17 protein-coding genes are annotated in these 19,396 nt (G+C 70.5%); 11 read left to right on the plus strand and 6 right to left on the minus strand.

Annotated features, from left to right (window positions below; all coding sequences use genetic code 11):
• Positions 1-135 precede the first annotated feature (135 nt).
• The 3 genes from FL344_RS05410 (at position 136) to FL344_RS05420 (ending at position 4,851) form a co-directional block, all read left to right on the plus strand.
• Positions 136-975, plus strand: coding sequence for a metal-dependent hydrolase (locus tag FL344_RS05410; RefSeq protein ID WP_141617770.1), 840 nt, complete (start codon positions 136-138; stop codon positions 973-975).
• A gap of 97 nt (positions 976-1,072) precedes the next feature.
• Positions 1,073-2,518 carry an LETM1 domain-containing protein gene (locus tag FL344_RS05415; RefSeq protein WP_228564801.1) on the plus strand — a complete coding sequence of 482 codons (1,446 nt, stop codon included), beginning with the start codon at positions 1,073-1,075 and terminating at the stop codon, positions 2,516-2,518.
• 155 nt (positions 2,519-2,673) lie between these two features.
• Positions 2,674-4,851 (plus strand): FUSC family protein, encoded by a 2,178-nt coding sequence (locus FL344_RS05420; RefSeq protein ID WP_141617772.1) that lies wholly within the window; start codon positions 2,674-2,676, stop codon positions 4,849-4,851.
• Here FL344_RS05420 and FL344_RS05425 read toward each other — a convergent pair.
• Positions 4,805-6,400, minus strand: coding sequence for a HEAT repeat domain-containing protein (locus tag FL344_RS05425; RefSeq protein WP_141617773.1), 1,596 nt, complete (start codon positions 6,398-6,400; stop codon positions 4,805-4,807). The two genes, FL344_RS05420 and FL344_RS05425, sit on opposite strands and share 47 nt — an antisense overlap.
• 103 nt (positions 6,401-6,503) lie before the next feature.
• Between FL344_RS05425 and FL344_RS05430 the strand changes: the two genes are divergently transcribed.
• From FL344_RS05430 to rsmB, 4 genes are read left to right on the plus strand one after another with little or no spacing between them, the layout of a single operon-like run.
• Positions 6,504-7,085 (plus strand): HAMP domain-containing protein, encoded by a 582-nt coding sequence (locus FL344_RS05430; protein ID WP_043611740.1) that lies wholly within the window; start codon positions 6,504-6,506, stop codon positions 7,083-7,085.
• A 29-nt stretch (positions 7,086-7,114) separates the two neighbouring features.
• Entirely contained in the window at positions 7,115-8,053 is a 939-nt protein-coding gene (gene fmt / locus FL344_RS05435) for a methionyl-tRNA formyltransferase (protein WP_141591674.1), read from the plus strand.
• Between the two features lie 22 nt (positions 8,054-8,075).
• Complete coding sequence (locus tag FL344_RS05440) at positions 8,076-8,999, plus strand: type II 3-dehydroquinate dehydratase (RefSeq protein WP_141591675.1); 924 nt, start codon at positions 8,076-8,078, stop codon at positions 8,997-8,999.
• Positions 8,996-10,312, plus strand: coding sequence for a 16S rRNA (cytosine(967)-C(5))-methyltransferase RsmB (gene rsmB / locus FL344_RS05445; protein WP_141617774.1), 1,317 nt, complete (start codon positions 8,996-8,998; stop codon positions 10,310-10,312). Before FL344_RS05440 ends, rsmB begins: the two co-directional genes overlap by 4 nt.
• Here rsmB and FL344_RS05450 read toward each other — a convergent pair.
• Entirely contained in the window at positions 10,306-11,220 is a 915-nt protein-coding gene (locus FL344_RS05450) for a LysR family transcriptional regulator (protein WP_141617775.1), read from the minus strand. The two genes, rsmB and FL344_RS05450, sit on opposite strands and share 7 nt — an antisense overlap.
• 136 nt (positions 11,221-11,356) lie before the next feature.
• On the minus strand, positions 11,357-11,665 hold the full coding sequence (locus tag FL344_RS05455; RefSeq protein ID WP_141591676.1) for a hypothetical protein: 309 nt from the start codon (positions 11,663-11,665) through the stop codon (positions 11,357-11,359).
• A 69-nt stretch (positions 11,666-11,734) separates the two neighbouring features.
• Between FL344_RS05455 and FL344_RS05460 the strand changes: the two genes are divergently transcribed.
• Positions 11,735-12,832: an MJ1255/VC2487 family glycosyltransferase gene (locus FL344_RS05460; RefSeq protein ID WP_011551521.1), complete on the plus strand. Its 1,098-nt coding sequence runs from the start codon at positions 11,735-11,737 to the stop codon at positions 12,830-12,832.
• A gap of 25 nt (positions 12,833-12,857) precedes the next feature.
• Here the strand turns inward: FL344_RS05460 and FL344_RS05465 are convergent, their stop codons facing one another.
• On the minus strand, positions 12,858-13,904 hold the full coding sequence (locus FL344_RS05465; protein ID WP_141617776.1) for an SDR family oxidoreductase: 1,047 nt from the start codon (positions 13,902-13,904) through the stop codon (positions 12,858-12,860).
• Positions 13,905-13,919: 15 nt separating this feature from the next.
• Entirely contained in the window at positions 13,920-14,393 is a 474-nt protein-coding gene (locus FL344_RS05470) for a peroxiredoxin (RefSeq protein WP_141591679.1), read from the minus strand.
• Between the two features lie 112 nt (positions 14,394-14,505).
• Here FL344_RS05470 and FL344_RS05475 point away from each other — a divergent pair, with 112 nt between their 5' ends.
• The 3 genes from FL344_RS05475 (at position 14,506) to FL344_RS05485 (ending at position 18,015) form a co-directional block, all read left to right on the plus strand.
• Complete coding sequence (locus FL344_RS05475) at positions 14,506-15,627, plus strand: aminotransferase class I/II-fold pyridoxal phosphate-dependent enzyme (protein WP_141591680.1); 1,122 nt, start codon at positions 14,506-14,508, stop codon at positions 15,625-15,627.
• 183 nt (positions 15,628-15,810) lie between these two features.
• Positions 15,811-16,698, plus strand: a complete 888-nt coding sequence (locus tag FL344_RS05480) for a hypothetical protein (protein ID WP_194858453.1) — start codon at positions 15,811-15,813, stop codon at positions 16,696-16,698.
• Between the two features lie 24 nt (positions 16,699-16,722).
• Positions 16,723-18,015 (plus strand): choice-of-anchor X domain-containing protein, encoded by a 1,293-nt coding sequence (locus tag FL344_RS05485; protein ID WP_141617777.1) that lies wholly within the window; start codon positions 16,723-16,725, stop codon positions 18,013-18,015.
• Positions 18,016-18,020: 5 nt separating this feature from the next.
• On the opposite strand, the gene FL344_RS05490 is transcribed toward FL344_RS05485, so the two are convergent.
• Positions 18,021-19,166, minus strand: coding sequence for a hypothetical protein (locus tag FL344_RS05490; protein ID WP_141617778.1), 1,146 nt, complete (start codon positions 19,164-19,166; stop codon positions 18,021-18,023).
• Between the last annotated feature and the right edge of the window lie 230 nt (positions 19,167-19,396).

Genomic DNA, 19,396 nt, shown 5'->3' on the forward strand with positions numbered 1-19,396 from the left:
CTTGAGACGTGGCGCGCACTTGGGCATCCATGGCAGGCCCTTGAATGGCCGCCCGGTCAGTGTCAGGTGGCAATCCGGCCGTGGGGAGCGTGTCACCACGGTGGCGGCAGGTCTTCACCTCGTAAGCAGGAGTGGATGGATATGCGGACGAAGCTCATGGCAGTGGTGGCGGGCGCGGCAATGGCCTTCGGCGGAACGGCAGCGGCGCAGGGCACCCCGGCGCCCGCGAAGGTCGCGGCCACCAAGGCCCCGGCGGCGACCCCCCGCGGCAAGACGGAGGTGACGTGGTGGGGGCACGCGGCCTTCGTGATTCGCAGCCCGGGCGGCGCGGTGATTGCCATCGACCCCTGGCTCTCCAACCCCAAGGCCCCGAAGGGCGCCGCGCAGCCGGAGGCGCTGGACGCCATCCTCCTCACCCACGGCCACTTCGACCACGTGGGCGAGGCCAAGGCGCTGGCCGAGAAGACGGGCGCCAAGGTCTATGGCTCCTTCGAGCTCATCAACCTGCTGGGGCTCCCGGAGGCCCAGGCCGTGGGCGCCAACGCGGGCGGCACCTTCCAGGTGAAGGACGTCACATTCCACCTGGTGGAGGCGGTCCACTCCAGCAGCTACGCCGCGGACCCGAAGTCGCCGGCGCAGTACGCGGGCGCGCCCCTGGGCTACGTGCTGGAAATCGACAAGGGCCCCACGCTGTACCACGCGGGTGACACCGGACCCTTCGAGGGCATGTCGCTCATCGCCACCCAGTTCAAGCCCATCGTGGCCCTGCTCCCCATTGGCGGCCACTTCACCATGGGCCCCGCGGAGGCGGCGCAGGCGGTGCGGCTCCTGAAGGTCAAGAGCGTGATTCCCATGCACTACGGCACCTTCCCGCTGCTCCAGGGCACCCCGGACGCGCTGACCGGCGAGCTGAAGAAGCTGCGCAACACGGCCAAGGTGGTGGTCCCGGAGCCCGGCGCGACGACCGCGCTGTAGGCGCCGGGCGCGGATGGTTGGGTCCGGTAGAAGTGGCGGTTCTACGCCCGCTGACTTCCGGGCCTTGACCCTGTCCCGTGGCCGAGTGGAAACCGGGATGCCCCTGGGTTACATCTCATTCTTCGCGCCGCACATGGGCCTTGCCTGGCGCTCCAGGAGTGTTCCGGTGCTGGACTTCACCAAGGCGGGGTGGCTCTTGCCACTCCTGACGGAGACGGTCGCCTTCGAGGCGGGCGCGCCGGCTCCGTCCGCGCCGCCGCTGGGCTCCGGGCGGGCCCGGGCCCGCGCGTACCTGCGGCGGACGCTGCGCGCCAGTGGCCTGCTGTACGGCACGCCCGCGGACGCACCCTCCGCGGCGGACGTGGCGCAGCCCACCGAGCTCCAGGCGCGCGTGCTGGAGGACCAGCTCTTCCACGCCGTGGTGCGGACGCTGGCGCTGATGGCGCTGGAATTGGGCCGGCTCGTGGGGGCCCCAACGGCCGCTCGCACCGAGCATCTCCTGGTCCTGTTCGCGGTGCTCACCGGAGAGCTGGAGCTGGCGGAGACGGTGGACGCGGCGATTGCCTCGGGGCGTCCGGTGTCCCGGCGGCTGACGGCGAAGGTGGAAGCGTCGCTGGTGAAGCGCTCGCCCGTGCTGGCGGGGGACCCGGTGTACGGGCTGGTGCTGCACAACGGCGCGCAGTACGCGGACGCGCAGCTGTTCTGCCGGCAGGCCATTGACTACTTCTCGCGTGGCACGCTGCACCGCGAGCGGGCGCAGCGGCGGCTGGACTTCGCGGCGCGGCAGAAGGCGCTGCTGGTGGACGTGCTGACGGGGCTTGCGTGTGTGGACCGGGTGCCGGGCCTGCCCGCGCGCCGCGCCATCCTGCGGCAGGTGGAGTCCCTTCGGCTGCCAGCGGCGATGACGTCCGAGCTCAAGGCCGCGGTGAAGCAGTCCTTCGCCCGCCGCCGCCCGGTGCGGGACGTGGTGCGCCAGGTGCGCAGCGTGGACGTGCGCCACTTCCTGCTGGAGCAGACGTTGCTGGCGGCGCTGGTGGATGGCCGCAAGACGCGGCGCGAGCGCGTCTTCATCCGCGAGCTGGCGCAGGCGCTCCAGGTCCCGGACGCGGAGCTGCACCGGCTGGAGCTGGAGATGGCGGAGTTCTACGCCCGCCACCGCGCCATCGTGGATGTCTTCACCGTGTCGGACGCCGCGGGCGCCATGGGTGAGGACCTGGTGGCCGGCATCCAGGAGACGCTGGAGAAGAACTTCTACCGGCTGATGCAGGAGGTCCGCGAGACGGGCGACCTGGCGGTGCTGCTGACGAAGGCGGCCCGGCGTCAGGCGCTCACGGGCGACGAGCGCCGGCGCATGCGCGCGCAGCTCGTCGACGTGGCCAAGGCGATTCCCGCGCTGGCCATCTTCGCGGCGCCCGGCGGCATCCTGTTGCTCGCGGCGTTGGGGAAGGTGCTGCCCTTCAGCCTGCTGCCCAGCGCCTTCCAGGAGGCCGCGCTCGTGGAGGAGGACGTCGAGGGCGTGGGCCCGGAGCGAGAGGCCGGCTGACGCGGGCCCCTGGCTGCTCGCCCTCCATCCATCCGGTGGAACGGGCCCGGCCGCGTTCACGCCTGGACACCACCTTCGTGGGGTGGCTCCATGGATGCGTCGATGCGCGCGCGGACCTGTGACATAGGACGGAGTGGTTTGGGATTGCTCGCGCGATGAGTCCGTTCCGTCATCACCTCCAGGCCTTCCTCCGCGTGGAGCCGGGCCGTCCCGCGTATGGCGCGGGAGTGCGCGCCGCGCTCGCGGTGGGGGGCCCCATGGCCGTCGCGGCCCTGCTGCACCTTCCCGCGGCCACGTGGGTCGGTATGGCCGCCCTCTTCGTTGCCCTGGTGGACCGGGGCGGGCCCTACTGGGACCGCGCGCTCGCCATGGGCGCCATGACGCTCCTGGGCTCCGTGGTGGGGCTGGCCGCGGCGCTGCACCTGCCCGCGTGGGCCGCCGTCATCGCCACGCTGTTCTGGGTGACGGCGTGTGGCTTCGCCCGCTCGTATGGGGACACGCCCGGGTTGATGGGCGTGGTGCTCGCCAACTACTTCGTGGTGTCGCTCGCGCTCCCCGCCGACGACGTGGCTGATGCATTGCTGCGCTCCGGCTTGTTCCTGGTGGGCGGCGCGTGGGCCATGTTCCTCGCGCTGATGCTGTGGCCGCTGGTGCCCTACCGGCCCGCGCGCCTGGCCATCGCGCGGTGTTACGACGCGCTGGCGGACCACGCGGAAGAGGTGGGGCGCTGGCCGCTCGAAGGGGGGACGTCCACCGCCGCGGGTGTCCTGCCGGAGGCGCCCTGGCAGGCCCGCATGCGTCAGCTCATCGAACAGGCGCGCGCCGTGCTGGCCTCCACGCGCATGGGCCGGGCGGGGGAGAGCGGCCGGGGCGAACAACTGCTGGTGCTGGTCGAAGGCGCGGATTCGATGATGGTGACGCTCATCGCGCTGACGGAGATGCTGGAGGTGGCGCCCGCCGTGCCCCGCTATCACGCGCTCCGGGCGGAGGTGCAGCGCTCGCTGGCGGAGCTGTCCGCGGACCTGCGCCGCGTCCGGTTTGCCCTGGAGAAGGGGACGGAGGTGAGCGCCCAGCCGGTGTGGAACGCCGAGCGGGTGAAGCGGGCCCTGGCGGCGCTGGACACGGCGGGTGACGTGCCGGAGCCGGTGCGCGCCGGCTATCAATACGTGCACACGCTGCTGGACCGCCTGCGGGACTATTCGCACGCGACGGTGGAGGTGGCGGCGCGGCTGGAGGGCCGCGCGCCCGTGCCGGACGCCCTGGCGCTGCCCGCGCGGCGGGTGGAGGCGGCGCCGCGGCAGGCCCTCCTGGAGCCGCTGCGGGAGAATCTCAACGTCCGCTCCGTCATCTTCCGTCACGCGCTGCGGCTCGGCGTCGCGGCCGCGTTGGCCACCGCGCTCGTCGGGGCGCTGGGACTGAATCACGGCTATTGGGTCATCATCACCGTCACCGTTGTCCTGCAGCCCTACGCGGGCCTCACGTTCCAGCGGAGCCTGCAGCGCATCGCGGGCACGTTGCTGGGCGCGGCGCTGGCCGCGGGACTGGTGGCGGTGGTGAGGGACCCGGCCATCATCCTGCTGGCCATCGGGGTGCTGTTCGCGGTGGCGATGAGCATCCAGCCGCTCAGCCTGTCCGCGTTCCAGGTGCTGCTGACTCCGGCGCTGGTGCTGCTGGCGGAGCTCCAGTCCGGGGACTGGGAGTTGGCCGGGGTGCGCATCGTCAACACGCTGCTGGGCGGACTGATTGCGCTGACGGGGATGCGGCTCTTGTGGCCCAGCCCGGAGCACCTGCGCCTGCCGGAGCAGGTGGCCTTCGCGTTGCGCGCGGACCGCGAATACCTGATGGCGGTGGCCGCCGCGCACTCGGACGCGGAGCCCGCGGTGCGCGAGGCCCGGCGGAAGATAGGCCTGGCGCTGCTGGCGGCGGAGGCGTCCTTCCAGCGACTGCTGAGTGAGTGGACCGGACCCGCCAAGGACCTGGAGCCGGTGATGGCGCTGCTCGTCTACGCGCGGCGCTTCACGTCGGCGGTGACGACGTTGGCCGCCAGCCGCGCGGACCCGGAGTCCCCCCGGGAACTCTCCGAGGTGGTGCGCTTCGCCGGGGGCGTGTTGGACGAACTGGCGGCGGCCATGGAACAGCAACGCCGGCCCGCGCCCATACCCGCCACGGTTCCGGCGGGTGGGGCGGATGCGCTGTCGCGCGCGCACGTGGAGCGGCTCGTGCGACAGCTCACCGTGCTGCACCACGCGGCGGAGCGTGTCCCACCGCTGCGGCTCAAGGAGGGCGTCAGGGCCGGTCGAGCGTCGTCACCAGGCGCCGCAGGTCCTCGTTGACGCTGACGAACCGGGTATTGCCCTGCTCGTCCGCGAGCTGCTTTCGCATCGTGGGCAGGGACGCCTTGCGCAGCTTCTTCGCGGCGTCCTGCGAGCCTTCCACCAGCCAGCCCACCGCGAGGACGAGCGCGAGACGGGCCTCGGTGTCGCGCTCTCCCAGCCGCGAGGCCAGCGCACCCGCGTGCTCGGCCGCGCCCGAACGGCCGACCTCCAGTGCCGCGCGCTCCAGCATCCGCGGCTCCGCCTTCTCCATGCGCTGCACCCAGCAGCCCGCGTTGTCCGCGCACGCCTGCGCCGCCTCCAGCAGCTTGGACTGGCCCGCAATCTGGTCCGCGCGCTGCTTGCCCAGCGCGGCCGCGTCATCGCAGCCTTCGTCCTCCGCCTGCTTGCAGTCCGCCGCCGTCCGCGCCGGCTCGGCCGCGGCGAGCTTCTGCAGCAAGGGCAGCTCGCGCGCGTCGCCCAGCATGGCGATGCCCTTCACCGCCAGCTCGCGCGCGTACCAGTCTCCGGTGCCCGCGGCCTTCTCCAGCGCGGGCAGCGCGTCGCGTCCGCCCAGGCGCACTAGGGCGCTCACGTAGGAATCCCTCACGGTGGCGTCCGTCTCCGACACGAGCCCGGCCAGCGGCTTCACCGCCTCCTGTGCGCGCATGCGCGCCAGCGCGTCCGCGGCCTGCATCCGCACCAGCGCCTGAATCTGCGGGTCCGTGTTGGTGAAGGCTAGTTGCTTCAACAGCGTGGCCACCGCCCGCTTCTCCCGCAGGTCGCCCAGCACCGTCGCCGCCTTCATGGCGTAGCTGGCGGGGTTGACGCCGTTCGACTTCGCCCACTTCAGCAGGTCCGCGTCCTGGCCCTCCAACGCTTGAAGCAGCGCGTCCGCCGCGGGCGCGCCCAGTTGGTACAGCGCGAAGGAGCTCTCCATGTAGAAGGACTTGCCCTTGCGCTCCTTGGTCAGCATCCGCACCAACGCGGGCGCCGCGCGGCCGTCACCGATGTCACCCAGGGCCTCAATGGCCTTCTTGTTGAGGAAAGGCTCCACGGTGTCGTCCGTGGCCAGGGTGATGAGCGGCTCCACCGCTTCCTTCGCCTTCATGTCGCCCAGCACCTGCACCGCCTCGATGCGCGTGTAGTTGTCCTTCGCGCGCAGCAGCGGCACCAGCGCGGGGATGGCGCTGCGGTCACCAATGGCTCCCAGCGTCGCGACAATGGCCTTGTTCGCCAGCTGCGCGGGCATGTCGCCCGCCGCCGGGTCCAGGGCCTTCGTCAGCGGCTCCACCGAAGAGGCATGCTTCAAGTCTCCCAACGCGCGGGCCAGCGCGGCGCGCACCTCCGGCTTGCGCTCGGTGCCGAGCTGCCCGTGGAGCATGGGCAGGAATCGCTCGTCCATCTTCCCGGAAGAACGCATGGCCTCCACCATGCGGATGCGGTCCTCCGCTCTGCGGCTCTGCTGAATGCCTGACTCCCAGTACTCCGGGGTCGCTGGGTCCCCCTTGCACCCAGCCAACATCAGGAACGAGAGCGCAATACACAACGCGGTCAGAGAGCGGGTCATGCGGTCTCCATTGCGTCTGCGAGGTTGTCCTGTCTTCCGTGTAAACCTCGCGCAAGGAAGGAAGCAAACCGCCCCAGGCACCTGGGGTACGCTGGTCAACGACATGTCCGATGGCAATCAAAAGACGGTGCGCCCGAGCCACGTCCGCCGGACGTACATCCTGGACCGCCCTTTCCAGCTCAAATACATCCTGCTGCTGGCGGGGATTGGTGCCGGCAGCATCCTCGTGTTCGGGCTGTTGGCGCACCGCGTCCACGTGTCGTCCACGGCCCTGGGGTTGGACGGCGGGCAGACGCTGCTGTGGCTGACGGCGGTGGGCGCGCTGGGCACGGCGGTGGCGATGGGCCTCTTCGGCCTCGTCTTCACCCACCGGGTGGCGGGCCCCGTCCACGTCATGAGCCTGTATGTCGCGGCGCTGGCGGCCGGCCGCTATCCCCGGATGCGACCGCTGCGGCGCGGGGACGAGCTCAAGCAGTTCTTCGACCGCTTCACCGAGGCGGTGACGCGCATCCGGGAGCGTGAGGCGGATGAGGCCTACGCGCTGGAGACCGTGCTGGAGGCCCTGCGGCCGGTGGCCACCACACCTGAGGCCCTGGAGGCGTTGGGCACCCTGAGCGCCCTGCACACGCGTAAACGTCAGGCGGTGGACACTCCCACCGGGAGCACCTTCAAGTCCGTGGCCTGAGTCGCCCGGCGCAGGAGAAGCGCAACACCATGAGCAGACCCCGCATCGTTTTCATGGGCACCCCCGAGTTCGCGGTGTCCTCACTGGCCGCCTGCTTCGAACTGGGAGACGTGGTGGCCGTCGTCACCCAACCCGACAAGCCGAAGGGCCGCGGCAACACGGTGACGGCGCCGCCGGTGAAGGAGCTGGCCCTGTCGCGCGGCGTGCCCGTGCTCCAGCCCACCAAGCTGCGCACGCCGCCCTTCGCGGAGGAGCTGCGCCAGTACGCGCCCGACGTCTGTGTGGTGACGGCTTATGGCCGCATCCTCCCCAAGGATTTGCTGGAGCTGCCCACCCACGGCTGCGTCAACGTGCACGGCTCGCTGCTGCCGCGCTTTCGGGGCGCCGCGCCCATCCAGTGGGCCATTGCCCACGGCGACACGGAGACGGGTGTGTCGCTGATGGTGATGGATGAAGGATTGGACACCGGTCCGGTGTTGGCGATGAAGCGCATGGCCATTGCCCCGGACGAGACGAGCGCCTCGCTGTACCCGAAGCTGGCCGCGCTGGGCGGCGAGGTGCTGCGCGAGTTCCTGCCGGCCTACCTGAGCGGGGAGCTGAAGCCGGTGCCGCAGCCTTCCGAGGGCATGGTGCTGGCCCCCATCATCGAGAAGGAGCAGGGCCGGTTGGATTTCACGAAGCCCGCAGTGGAACTGGAGCGGCGCCTGCGGGCCTTCACGCCGTGGCCCGGGGCCTTCACCACGCTGGGCGGAAAGCTGCTGAAGGTCCACCGCGCGCAGGCCAGTGGTGGTAGTGGGGCTCCCGGCACGGTGCTGGCGTCCGGCCCGGACGGCATCGAGGTGGCATGCGGCGAAGGCTCGCTGGTGCTGCTGGACCTCCAGCCAGAAGGCAAGCGGGTGATGCGCGCCGCGGACTTCCTGCAGGGGCACAAGCTGGCGCCGGGCAGCCAGCCCTTCGTCGCGGGCTGATGGGAGAACGGGTGATGGCCATATGAGACTGCTGGTACTGCACGGACCCAACCTGAACCTGCTGGGCGTGCGGGATGGCTCGTCCGGAGGGCGGCTGGAGGACCTGGACGCGGCGCTGCACGCGCGGGCGGAGGAGCTGGGGCAGGCGCTGACGGTGGTGCAGTCCAACCACGAAGGCGACCTGCTGGACACGCTCGGCGCGGAGCTGGAGGAGCTGGACGGCATCATCATCAACCCGGCCGGGCTGTTCGGCTCCTATTGCCTCAAGGAGGGGCTGGAGGCCGCCGGGCTGCCCGCCATCGAGGTGCTGCTCAAGCCCCCGGCCCGCGAGTCCGTGGTGGGTGAGGCCTGCGTGCTCCAGATTCATGGCGGGCCCGGCTTCGAGCCCTACCTCCAGGCCCTGGAGACCTTCGGCAGCGGCGTCTTCACCACGGAGAAGCCGGAGTCGAAGAAGCCCCTGGGGAAGAAGAAGGGGAGCGCCTCCAAGGGCGCGAAGGTGACGCCCATCACGGTGCTCAAGCGCGCCGCGCGCAAGGACGGCTCGTCGGAGACGGCGAAGTCCCTGGCCCGCGCGGTGAAGACGGCGGGGCCCACGAAGACGCTGGGCCGCAAGCTGGCGCCCGTGGAGGACCTGCGCGCGGCCCGTCAGGCGAAGACGCTGGGGCGCGGCGGCGGCAAGGGGCTCACCCCCGCGGCGGACCTGCTCACGCGCGCGCTGGTGCGCCAGAAGATTTCAGACCGGCTTTCGGGACGGCTCTCCTCTGCCGAGCTGGCCGCCTGGGCGCGTTCCCAGTATCAGGCGGTGCAGCGTGGCGCTCCGGCGGAGAATGGCCACCGTGAGCTGCTGGAGGAGAGCCTCCAGAGCCTCACCCTCTCCAACCTGCCCGCGACGCGGCTCTCGGATGAGCAGCTCGTGGACCTCTTGACCCGGCTCGACGAAGGATGAACGCCCGCGCACTCGCCATCCAGGTCCTCGCGCGTGTCCGCGCGACGGATGCCTACCTCAACGTCGTATTGGACACGCAGTTGTCCGAGTCGCCGCCGAAGGACCCGCGCGACGCGGCGCTCGTCACCGAGCTGACCTACGGCGCCACCCGGCGGCAGCTCGCGCTGGACTACGCGATTACCCGCTTCGCCGACCGCAAGCTGGACGCGCTGGAGGACAAGGTGCTGGCGGCCCTCCGCATCGGCGCCTACCAGATATTCCACACCCGCGTTCCGGCCCGCGCCGCGGTGGCGGAGACGGTGCAGGCCCTGAAGGAAGTGGGGCTGACGCGCGCGGCGGGCTTCACCAACGCCATCCTCCGCAAGCTGGCGGCCCTGCCCGCGCCGCCGCTGCCGCCCGCGTCGGACGTGGCGCTGCACCTGTCGGTGCGGGAGAGCCATCCCCAGTGGCTGGTGGAGCGTTGGCTGCGCCAGTTCGGCCGCGAGCGCGCCGAAGCGATGCTGGTGGCCGACAACCAGGCGCCCGCGGTGGTGGTGCGCGCCAACACCGCGAAGGTGACACGCGACGCGCTGCTCGCCCAACTCCAGGAGATGGGCGTGGACGCGAAGGCGACCACCGTGTCGCCGGTGGGCATCACGCTGCCGTCCGTGGGCCGCGTGGAGGACGTGTACGGCTACGCGGAGGGTCTGTGGCAGGTGCAGGACGAGGCCGCGCAACTCGTGGGCGTCTACGGGGCGATTCCGGAGACGGCGCGCGTGCTGGACGCGTGCGCCGCGCCGGGCGGCAAGTCCTGCCACCAGGCGCAGTCCCATGACGTGGTGGCGGTGGACCTCCACGCGCACAAGCTGCGGAAGATTGAAGCGGAGGCCCGGCGCCTGGGTCTGCAGTCGCGCCTGAAGGCCCACGCGCACGACGCCGCGGAGCCCTTCCCGGAGGAGTGGGGAGAGTTCCACGCGTTCCTGGTGGATGCGCCGTGTTCGGGGCTGGGCACGCTGCGCCGCCACCCGGAGCTGCGCTACCGCCGCAAGGAGGAGGACATCGCCCGGCTGGCCACGCTCCAGCGGCGCATCCTGGAGAACTGCCAGGATGCGGTGCCGCCCGGGGGGCTGCTCGTGTACGCGGTGTGCACCATGGAGCCGCAGGAGGGGCAGGACCAGGTGGAGATGTTCCTGCGCAGCCACCCGGAGTGGACGGCCGAGCCACCCGTGCTGCCCGGCCTCAAGCTGCCGTTGTCCCAGGCGTACCTGCGCACGCTGCCGGGACCGGAGGGCTTCGACGGGTTCTTCGCCGCGCGCCTCCGGAAGCTCTACTGACGCTCGGCTTCGTCGGCGGGCGGCAGGTTGGAGGCGGCCTTGAACGCCTCCAACACCGCGGCGGACGCGCGGTCCAGGTACTTGCCCTTGCGGATGAGCAGGCCAATGGGGCGTGACACCGGCCCCTCCGCGAAGGGCTTGGCCACCAGGGTGCCGCCCTTCACCTCGCCCTGTGCCGTGGACATGGGGAGGATGGCCACGCCCAGGCCCATCTCCACCGCCCGCTTGATGGTCTCCACGTTGTCCATCTCCATCACCGGGTTGATGTCGATGCTCTTCTCACGGAAGAGCCGGTCCAGCGCCTTGCGCGTGGGCGCCTCGCGGTCGAACGCGATGAAGGGCACGCCCGACAGCGCGGTGAGGCTCACCTTCTGCTTCGTGGCGAAGGGGTGGCCGGGGGCGCAGACGACCGACAGCTTGTTGTCGCGGAAGGGGAGGATGTCCACGCCCGCGCGGGGCTGCGGATAGGCGACGATGCCAATCTCCGCCGCGCCCAGAATCACGTCGTCGTACACTTGGTCGTTGCGCCGGTAGTTCAGGCGCATGTTCACCTTGGGGTGCGACTTGAGCAGCTGCTTCTGCACCGAGTTCAGCTCGTGCAGTCCCACCGAGTAGATGGTGGAGACCGTGGTGGTGCCCGCCACCTCGGCGGCCTGCTCACGAATCTCCTGCTCCACTTCGGCGAAGCGGGCGAGGATTTCCTTGCACCCGCGGAACAGCCGCTCCCCGGCCGGCGTCGGCGTCACCTGGCGCGCGCTGCGCGACAGCAGCTTCTGCTCGTACCGGTTCTCCAGCGCGCGAATCTGCTGGCTCACCGCGGATTGCGTGACGTGGTTGAGCTGCGCGGCGCGGGAGAATGAGCCTGTCTCGACCACGTCGCAGAACATCTTCAAGGATTCGAGCTGCATAAGGTCATCTCCTACCCTCAAATCCAATGATTAGGCCAGAGATAATTAGAATGCCTTTACTTGGCCGCCAAACTACCTAACCCGCCAGGGCGGCCACCGGCCACTCATCGGACGACAGGAGGATTGCGGACGGGGCTCAGGACTGCTCGGGCCCCTCGGGTGGGGCCGGAGGGCGCGGGCGGAACAGGACGAAGAGGGAGGCGGCGAGCGCGGTGAGGGCGCCCCCGGCGAGCAGCTGGGTGCGACCGACCTCCCGCGTGGCGTCTGTCAACAGCTGGCATTCGGGGCCGGTGAGGCCATCGCAGCTCGGGGCGGCGAAGCTGTTGCTCAGGCCCACGGCGAGCAGGCCCAGGCCGCCCAGGAGGAGGCCGCCCAGCAGGCCCGTCGCCGCGGAGCGGCCCAGGGACGGCCGCTGGGGGGAGGAGGGCTCCGGAGAGGAGGGCATGCGGGCAGCTATAGCCGCGAGGGCGTGGCGGGCTCAACGGGGGCGTGGCGGGCGCGTATGCTGCCGGGCATGCGAATCCTCTACGGTGTCGTCGGCGAAGGCATGGGCCATGCGACGCGCTCCCGCGTCCTCCTCGAGGAGCTGACGAAGGAGCACGAGGTCCACATCGTCGTCTCCGGCCGGGCCCAGGACTACCTGGCCAAACGCTTCCAGAACGTGCACGGCATCTGGGGGCTGACGCTCGCGTACGAGGGCAACTCGGTGAAGAAGTGGCAGACGGTGCTGCAGAACCTCACGGGCGCCGTGAAGGGCTGGCCGCAGAACATCCGCCAGTATTTCGAACTGGTGGATGGCTTTCGCCCGGACGTGGTGGTGAGCGACTTCGAGTCGTTCAGCTACATGTTCGCCCGGAATCACCGGCTGCCCGTCATCAGCGTGGACAACATGCAGGTCATCAACCGGTGCAAGCACGAGCCGGCGCTGCTGGCGGGCCACGAGGACAGCTTCGAGACGTCGCGCGCCATCGTGAAGGCGAAGCTGCCGGGGGCCTTCCACTACCTCGTCACGACGTTCTTCTACCCGGAGCTCCGCAAGCGGCGCACCACGTTGGCCCCGTCGATTCTGCGCCCCGAAATCCTGGAGGCGAAGTCCGAGCCCGGTGAGCACCTGCTCGTGTACCAGACGTCGACGACGAACACGGCGCTGCCGGACATCCTCAAGGCCGCGGGCATCCCCTGCCGCGTGTACGGGCTGCGCCGCGACATCACCGAGGACCTGGTGGACGGCAACCTCACGTACCGGCCCTTCAGTGAAAAGGGCTTCATCGATGACCTGCGCACCGCGCGGGGCGTGGTGGCCAGCGGCGGCTTCACGCTGATGAGCGAGGCGGTGTACCTGCGCAAGCCGGTGCTGAGCGTGCCGCTGGAGGGACAGTTCGAGCAGGTCATCAACGCGCTGTACCTGGAGCAGCTGGGGTACGGCATGTACGTGAAGGCGCTGACGGTGGACGCGGTGAAGGAGTTCCTCACGCGCGTGCCCCGCTGCCAGCAGGCGCTCCAGGGCTACGAGCAGGACGGCAACACGCGGATGCTGGCCGCCCTGCGCGAACAACTGGCCCTGGCCTACGAGCACCGGGGCCACTGGGCCATGGAGAGGGCGCAGGACTAGCGCCCGCGTTCGCCGCCGGGGGCCGTCAGTGCAGCGGCACCTCGGTCTCGTTGTTGCGCTCGGCCGCGCGCCGCGTCAGCTCGGTGAGCCAGGACTGCGTCAGCGGCGTCTCGCTCTGGCTGCCGCTGTAGCGGTCCGGGCTGCTGTCCTGGGGCATGAAGCGGTTGGCCCAGGCGGTGAGGGTGGCCGTCAGGTTGGGGGCCAGCGCGCGGCCCACGGCGGCCAGCTTCGCCGGTGCGCCCAGCAGCGCCTCGGCGTCGCCCCGCCGGCACGCGTCCAGAATCTTGCGCGCGGACTGTTCGGCGCTCAGCGTGGTGAGGGGCAGGGAGTCCCCGGTGGCGAACCACGCGTACTCCGCCTCGTGGTTGCCCTTGAAGTACGCGTTGCGTGGGCTGCCCGTGCGCATCAGCCCCGGGCACACCGTGGTGACGATGATGCCGTCCTGGCGCAGCTCCGCGCGAAGGCCGTCCGACAGGCCCACCAGCGCGAACTTGCTGGCCGAATACGGCACCAGGTGGGGGATGCTCACCTTTCCGCCCACGGAGGCGATGTTGACGATGCGCCCCTTTCCGCGCCGCTTCATCTCCGGCAGCACGGCCAGCGTGGTGTACAGCGGCGCCCACAGGTGCGTGTCGATGGCCTCCTGAAAGTCCTCCAGTGTCATGGACTCCAGCGGCCCCACCTGGATGACACCGGCGTTGTTGATGAGCACGTCCACCGCGCCCCAGCGCTCGTGGATGGCGGAGACCATGGCCTCCACCTGCACCGGATTTCGCACGTCGCAGGGGATGGCGTAGACCTCGCCGCCGGTGCGCTCCAGTTCCTCGCGGGCCCGCTCCAGCGTCTGCTCGTCCCGGCCGCAGATGGCCACGCGGGCCTCTTCCTTCAGGAGCTGTCGCGCCAGCACCAGCCCCAGGCCGCGAGAGCCGCCAGTGATGAGGACGGTGCTGTCCTTGAATTGGAATCGGGAGCGGAGGATGCGGCGCAGTCCCAGCGCCGCGCCGATGCCGGCCGCGGCCACGGTGCCGAGCGAGATGTGGGACGAGTCAGAATCCTTGCGGTGAGCTGGCATGGTGAACTCCTGGAGTCAGGGGGCGGGAGAGGGGGCCGCGGCGCTGGCCTGGATGAAGCGCTCCAGCACCTGGCGCACGTGGGGGGACGCGTTCTTTCCGGAGAAGTGGTGGCGCAGCCGGCCAGAGTCCGCGTCGAAGACGAGCCACGCGGGCGTGTCCGCCACGTCGTAGGCCCGCGCCATGGAGCCGTCGTCCACGGCGATGGGGTGGTAGAGCCCGTGCTTTCGCGCGAAGGCCTCCACCGCGTTGGTGTCCCGCAGCTCCTTGTCGGAGTGGGTGACATCCACGCTGATGACCTTCAGCCCCCGCGCACCGTACTCCGCGATGATGCGCTTCACCGCGTCGATGTCCTCGTCTCCGCCCCGCTGCCTGACGGAGAAGAAGTGGAGGAGGACGGGGAGCTCATCCAGCTCCGAGACATGGACGGGCGTGTTGATCCACCCACCGTCCGGGTCCAGCAGGGTGATGGGAATGTCGAGCGTGGGCATAGGGGCTCCAACAAGGCCTGGGTTCGGAAAGGACGCGACTCAAGCTAGGCACGCGTGGCCGCTTCCGGGCGTCGCTGGACGGCAGGCCGCGAAGCAGGCAGACACTCAGGGCATGCGCATCCCCGACTTCAAGCTGGAGCGGTACTTCGCGCGCTGGGAGTTCGCGGCGCCGTACCTGCTGTGTTCCTCGGACATCGAGGGCTGGCGGATGGCGGACCTGCTGGCGCTCGCCGGCCCGGACGAGCGGGCCCGCTGGGAGGGGCTGACGCTGGGCTACACCGAATCCACCGGACTGCCCGCGCTGCGCGAGGAGATTGCCGCCCTGTACCCCGGGCTCTCTCCGGAGCAGGTGCTCACCTTCGCCGGCGCGGAGGAGGCGCTCTTCGTCCTGCTCAACGTGCTGCTGGGCCCCGGGGACCACGCCGTCGTCACCTGGCCGGGCTACCAGTCCTTGCACGAGGTGGCGCGCGCCACGGGCGCGGACGTGACGCTGCTGCGCCTGCGCGAGGAGGACGGATGGGCATTGGATTTGGATGCGCTGCGCCGCGCGCTGACGCCCCAGACGCGGCTGCTGGTGGTGAACTTCCCCCACAACCCCACGGGCGCGTTGTTGGACCGGGCCACCTTCGACGCGCTGTGCGAGCTGTCGCGCGAGCGTGGCATCCACCTGCTGTCCGATGAGGTGTACCGGCTGCTGGAGTACGACACGCGCGACACGTTGCCGCCCGCGGCCAGCCACACGCCGCACGGCATCAGCCTGGGGGTGATGTCCAAGGCCTTCGGACTGGCGGGGCTGCGCGTGGGGTGGCTGGCCTGCCGTGACGTGGAGCTCTTGCGGCGCTGCGCGGCCTACAAGGACTACACGACCATCTGCAACAGCGCGCCCAGCGAGGTGCTGTCACTCATCGCGCTGCGCGCGAAGGCGCGGGTGCTGGCGCGCAGCCGGGAGTTGCTCGCGGCGAACCTCTCCCTGTTGGATGGCTTCTTCGCGCGGCACCCGGACACCTTCCAGTGGGTGCGCCCGCGCGCGGGCAGCGTGGCTTTTCCCAGGCTGCTGCGTGAGACGCCCGTGGCCCGCTTCACCGAGGAGTTGCGCGAGCGCGAAGGCGTCCTGCTGCTGCCCGGAGACGTCTACGACTTCCCCGGCAACCACTTCCGCCTGGGGCTGGGCCGCACGAATCTGCCCGACGCGCTGGAACGACTGGAGCGCTACGTGGTCGACACATCGCGTTGACGCGGCCGTCTCGAATGTCATCTCCCTCGCGGGAATCCACGGGTGATGCGTTGCGTCAGTCCTCGCGCGCACTTCAAGGTTTCCGTGACCTCGACCTTTTACACACCGCGCCTCTACAGTACGCCCCGCCGCCTGGTCCCCCGCCGGGCAGGTACCCCCTATGCAGCGCTGGAGGCGCTCAACATGAAGAAGTTCTTCGGTACGGTCATTGTCGCCGCAACGATGCTGGCGGGCACGGAAGCTGCCGCAGCCAACTACACGCTGTGGATTCATGGCCGCAACGGCGGCACGACACAGCCCGGCAACTACAATGACTTCAGTTACTGGGGCTCGGCGAGCGTCGAGGCGGGCGTGAACAAGAAGGCCGTCAACTGGGACGGCCGTCAGCGCATCGGCTCGCAGAACTACCGCATCCGCGACGCGCTGGACTGCTTCTGCACGGGGGACAACTGGTGCTACGTCGCCGCGCACAGCGCGGGGAACCTCCAGATTGGCTACGCGCTGTCGATGTATGGCGGCTCGCAGCGCGAGGTGAAGAACGCGTCCCCCAACACCAGCGGCGTGTGTGGCAACGTGAGCAGCGGCGCGAAGCAGACGGGCTGGAACATCCGCTGGGTGAACGTGGCGTCGGGCGCGGGCGGCGGCAGCGAGCTGGCTGACATTGGCGAGTGGGCGGTGAGTGAGCCGCTGGTGAGCGACCTGGTCACCACCACCGCGCGCGCCATGTACAACCACAACACCACGCGCAACGTGTGGTTCTACATGTTCGCGGGTGCCAAGGGCACGCTGTACTCCGGCGTGCTCCCCGGCCAGGACGATGAGGCGGTGTCGTACCACTCGACGGGGGGCGTGTCGGGCAGCGCGGGCAGCTCGCAGTGCAACCCCGGTGACTGGTTCTGTGGCGGCACCCTGAACCTGGGCACGGCCGCGACCAGCGACGGGCGCGCGAAGTGGAGCTACCACACGGTGGAGCTGCGCGACGACCGGGAGGCGTACAACCACTACGCCGGAGGCAACTGGGGTGGCATCATCGCGCCGGTTCGCCAGGACGTGGTCACCTACGCGTACTGAGCCCCCTCCACCGCAAGAAGCGACATGACTCCGACTGGCACCGTTTCCGCCCCCGCGTCCTGGATGCGCCGCGCCCTGTGGGCCATTCCCCTCATCCCGCTGGTGCTGGGGGGCGTGGGGTGGTGGTGGATGGAAGCAGGTGCCGGCCCGGAGTCCTCCGGCGAGGACGGTGCATGGGAAGCGTCCTCGCCGTCTGGAGTGCCGAACCCCGCGCCGCGGAAGTCGGGAGGCGGCATGGGCGGGCCGACGGGGAGCGTGCCAGGAGTGGCCGTGAAGGCCCCGGCCCGCAGCCCGGAGGAAGCGGAGCGGGACGCGCGGCGCCAGTTGTGGGAGCAGCGACTGGCCCGCGCGAAGCAGGCGCTGGAGTCGTACATGAAGGCGACGCGCTATCCGCCGGAGTCGCGTCCCGCCAGTGAGCACCCGGACCAGATGGAGATGGCGGAGCCGGAGCGCACGCGTCCGCTGAACAAGGACGGCTCCGACATCCAGCTCCGGCTGAAGCAGGACCGCGTCTTCGTCGTCGGCGACGAGGTGGTGCACTTCTTCGTCGGCTGCGAGGACGCGCGCCGCATGCCCAGGCCCTGCCAGGTGGTGTCCGCCTCCGCGCACGAGGCCGAGCACATGCCCGGCGCGGGTGCCATGCCGGCGGTCCCCCTCCACTTCTCCGACGACGGCGCCGCGGGCGATGCGCTCTCCGGAGACGGCACCTTCACCGGGCGCTTCCAGCCGTCGAAGCAGGGGTTCCCCCTCTATTCAGGCACGCTGCGCGTGGACGTGCAGGTGCGCTCGGGGAGCGCGGAGGGCACCGCGTTCTTCGACATCATGTACACGCCGTCGCCTCCGGCAGTCTTCACGGGCCGGGTGCGGGAGGTGCTGGAGCAAGACTCGCTTCAGCTCTACCTTGGGATTCAGGTCCAGAAGGCCGGACGGTACGTGGTGGCGGGCCGCGTGGATGACGAGAGCGGCATGCCCTTCGCGCACGTGTCCTTCAACGAGGAGCTGAAGCGCGGCGAGCAGGAGGTGAAGCTCACCATCGCCGGCAACCTGGTGCTGGACGAAGTGCCCACCTTCCCCCTGAAGCTGCGCGACGTGGAGGGCTTCCTCCTCAAGGAGCGGGGAGACCCGGATCGCGAGCTGATGACGAGCTTGCGCGGGTACGTGCACACCACGAATGACTATCCCTTTACGTCCTTCTCCGCCGCGGAGTGGCAGAGTCCGGAGCGGCAGCGCTATCTGGACGAGCTGAACCGGGAGGTCATCGAGGCGCAGACGTACCTCGACGGCATCGACCAGGAAGAAGCGCCGCCCAGGCCGTGAGGGGCTCAGGCCCGCGGATTCTCGGGCGCAGGTGCCTCGGTGGTGCTGGGGTTCGCCTCGGGCCGCCGCTCCGGCTCCAACGCCTCCGCGACCACTTCCACGCCCTGTGAGGCGAAGGTAGCGGCCACCGGCGCGCTGGCCGCCGCGGGGTTGGCGGAGATGGTGCCCAGGACGCCTGCCACGGCGGCATCGTCCAGGGACGGCTCCTCCGGCAGCAGCATGTTCAAGTCATTCGGGTCCGCGAGGAACTCGTCCGGCCCCGCGGGGCTGACCGCCGGGTCCAGCGCCTGCCTCACGGCGAACTGCTGCCCGTAGGTGGCCGCGTAGGCACTGCCCAGCGCGTAGCCCGCGGGCGCATCATCCACGCGCGCGTCACCGGCCGCGGCCGTCACCAGGTCGGCGGGAACGGCATCGATGCCCGCGGCCTCGGTCGCGAAGTTCACCGGCGCGCCAGAGCGTGCGGCGGCGAGGCTCGGCTGCTGGGTCTCCGCGGCGTCGGAGATGGCCGCTGAAGCCTCATCGGCTCCCGCGATGAAGAGCGCGTCTTCCGCGGCGTGCAGTCGCGGGGCTTCCTCGAAGATGTCCTCGAGTCCCAGCTCCAGCGGCGGCTCCAGGTCAGCCGCGGCGCCGGGGCCATTCAGCATGAACAGCACGTCCTCCGCTTCCATGGGCGTGGGCGCGGTGGAGGTGTCCCGGTTCTGCAGCTCCCACGCGGCGGCCTCCGGCGAGAGCAGGTCGCTGCCCATGTCCTGGGCGCTGGCCCCTCGGAAGGAGGGCCGTTGCGCCGCGCCACTCACCGGCTCCCGGGGCGCGCCGAGCGCGGCGGGAAGCTGCGAGCCCAGCAGTTGCGAATACCGCGGCGGGGCCGCTTCGAAGGAGCTCTCGCCGGCGAACACGCGCAGGTGCTCGGGCGCATCCGCATTCGCGGCGTCCACGCCCGCCAGCATCGGCGCATGCGCGGCGAGCGACGTGTCCAGGTCATCCACCTCCGGCTGGAACTCGCTCTCGTCGGCATAGCCACGCCGCACCGCGGGGATCGGCTGCAGCGGCTCGCGGGGCGCGAGCGGTGACACCGACTCCAGGCTCGTGTCGAGCCGGGCGCGGGAGATGGCGCTGGAGATGCTCGCGGTGATGCGGCGGATGGACGACATCAAGGGCTCCCTGCGGCGCACACTCCGGGCCGCATCGGAATTGTCGCCTCGTCACCGGAGAAGTTGCCAGGGAACAGGCCCGGGCAGGCTGGGTTCCTCATTTCGTTGTCATGGCATTCGCGCACCCTGACGGGAGCGTCCTGGCGGACAAGCGCCCCATCGGGGAACGGGGCCCAGGTGCCAGGCGGAGGTGTGGGGTCGTGACCCCACGCTGTGGGGGCTGTTGACGG

It is taken from the genome of Myxococcus sp. AB036A (assembly GCF_006547355.1).
Taxonomy (GTDB): domain Bacteria; phylum Myxococcota; class Myxococcia; order Myxococcales; family Myxococcaceae; genus Myxococcus; species Myxococcus virescens.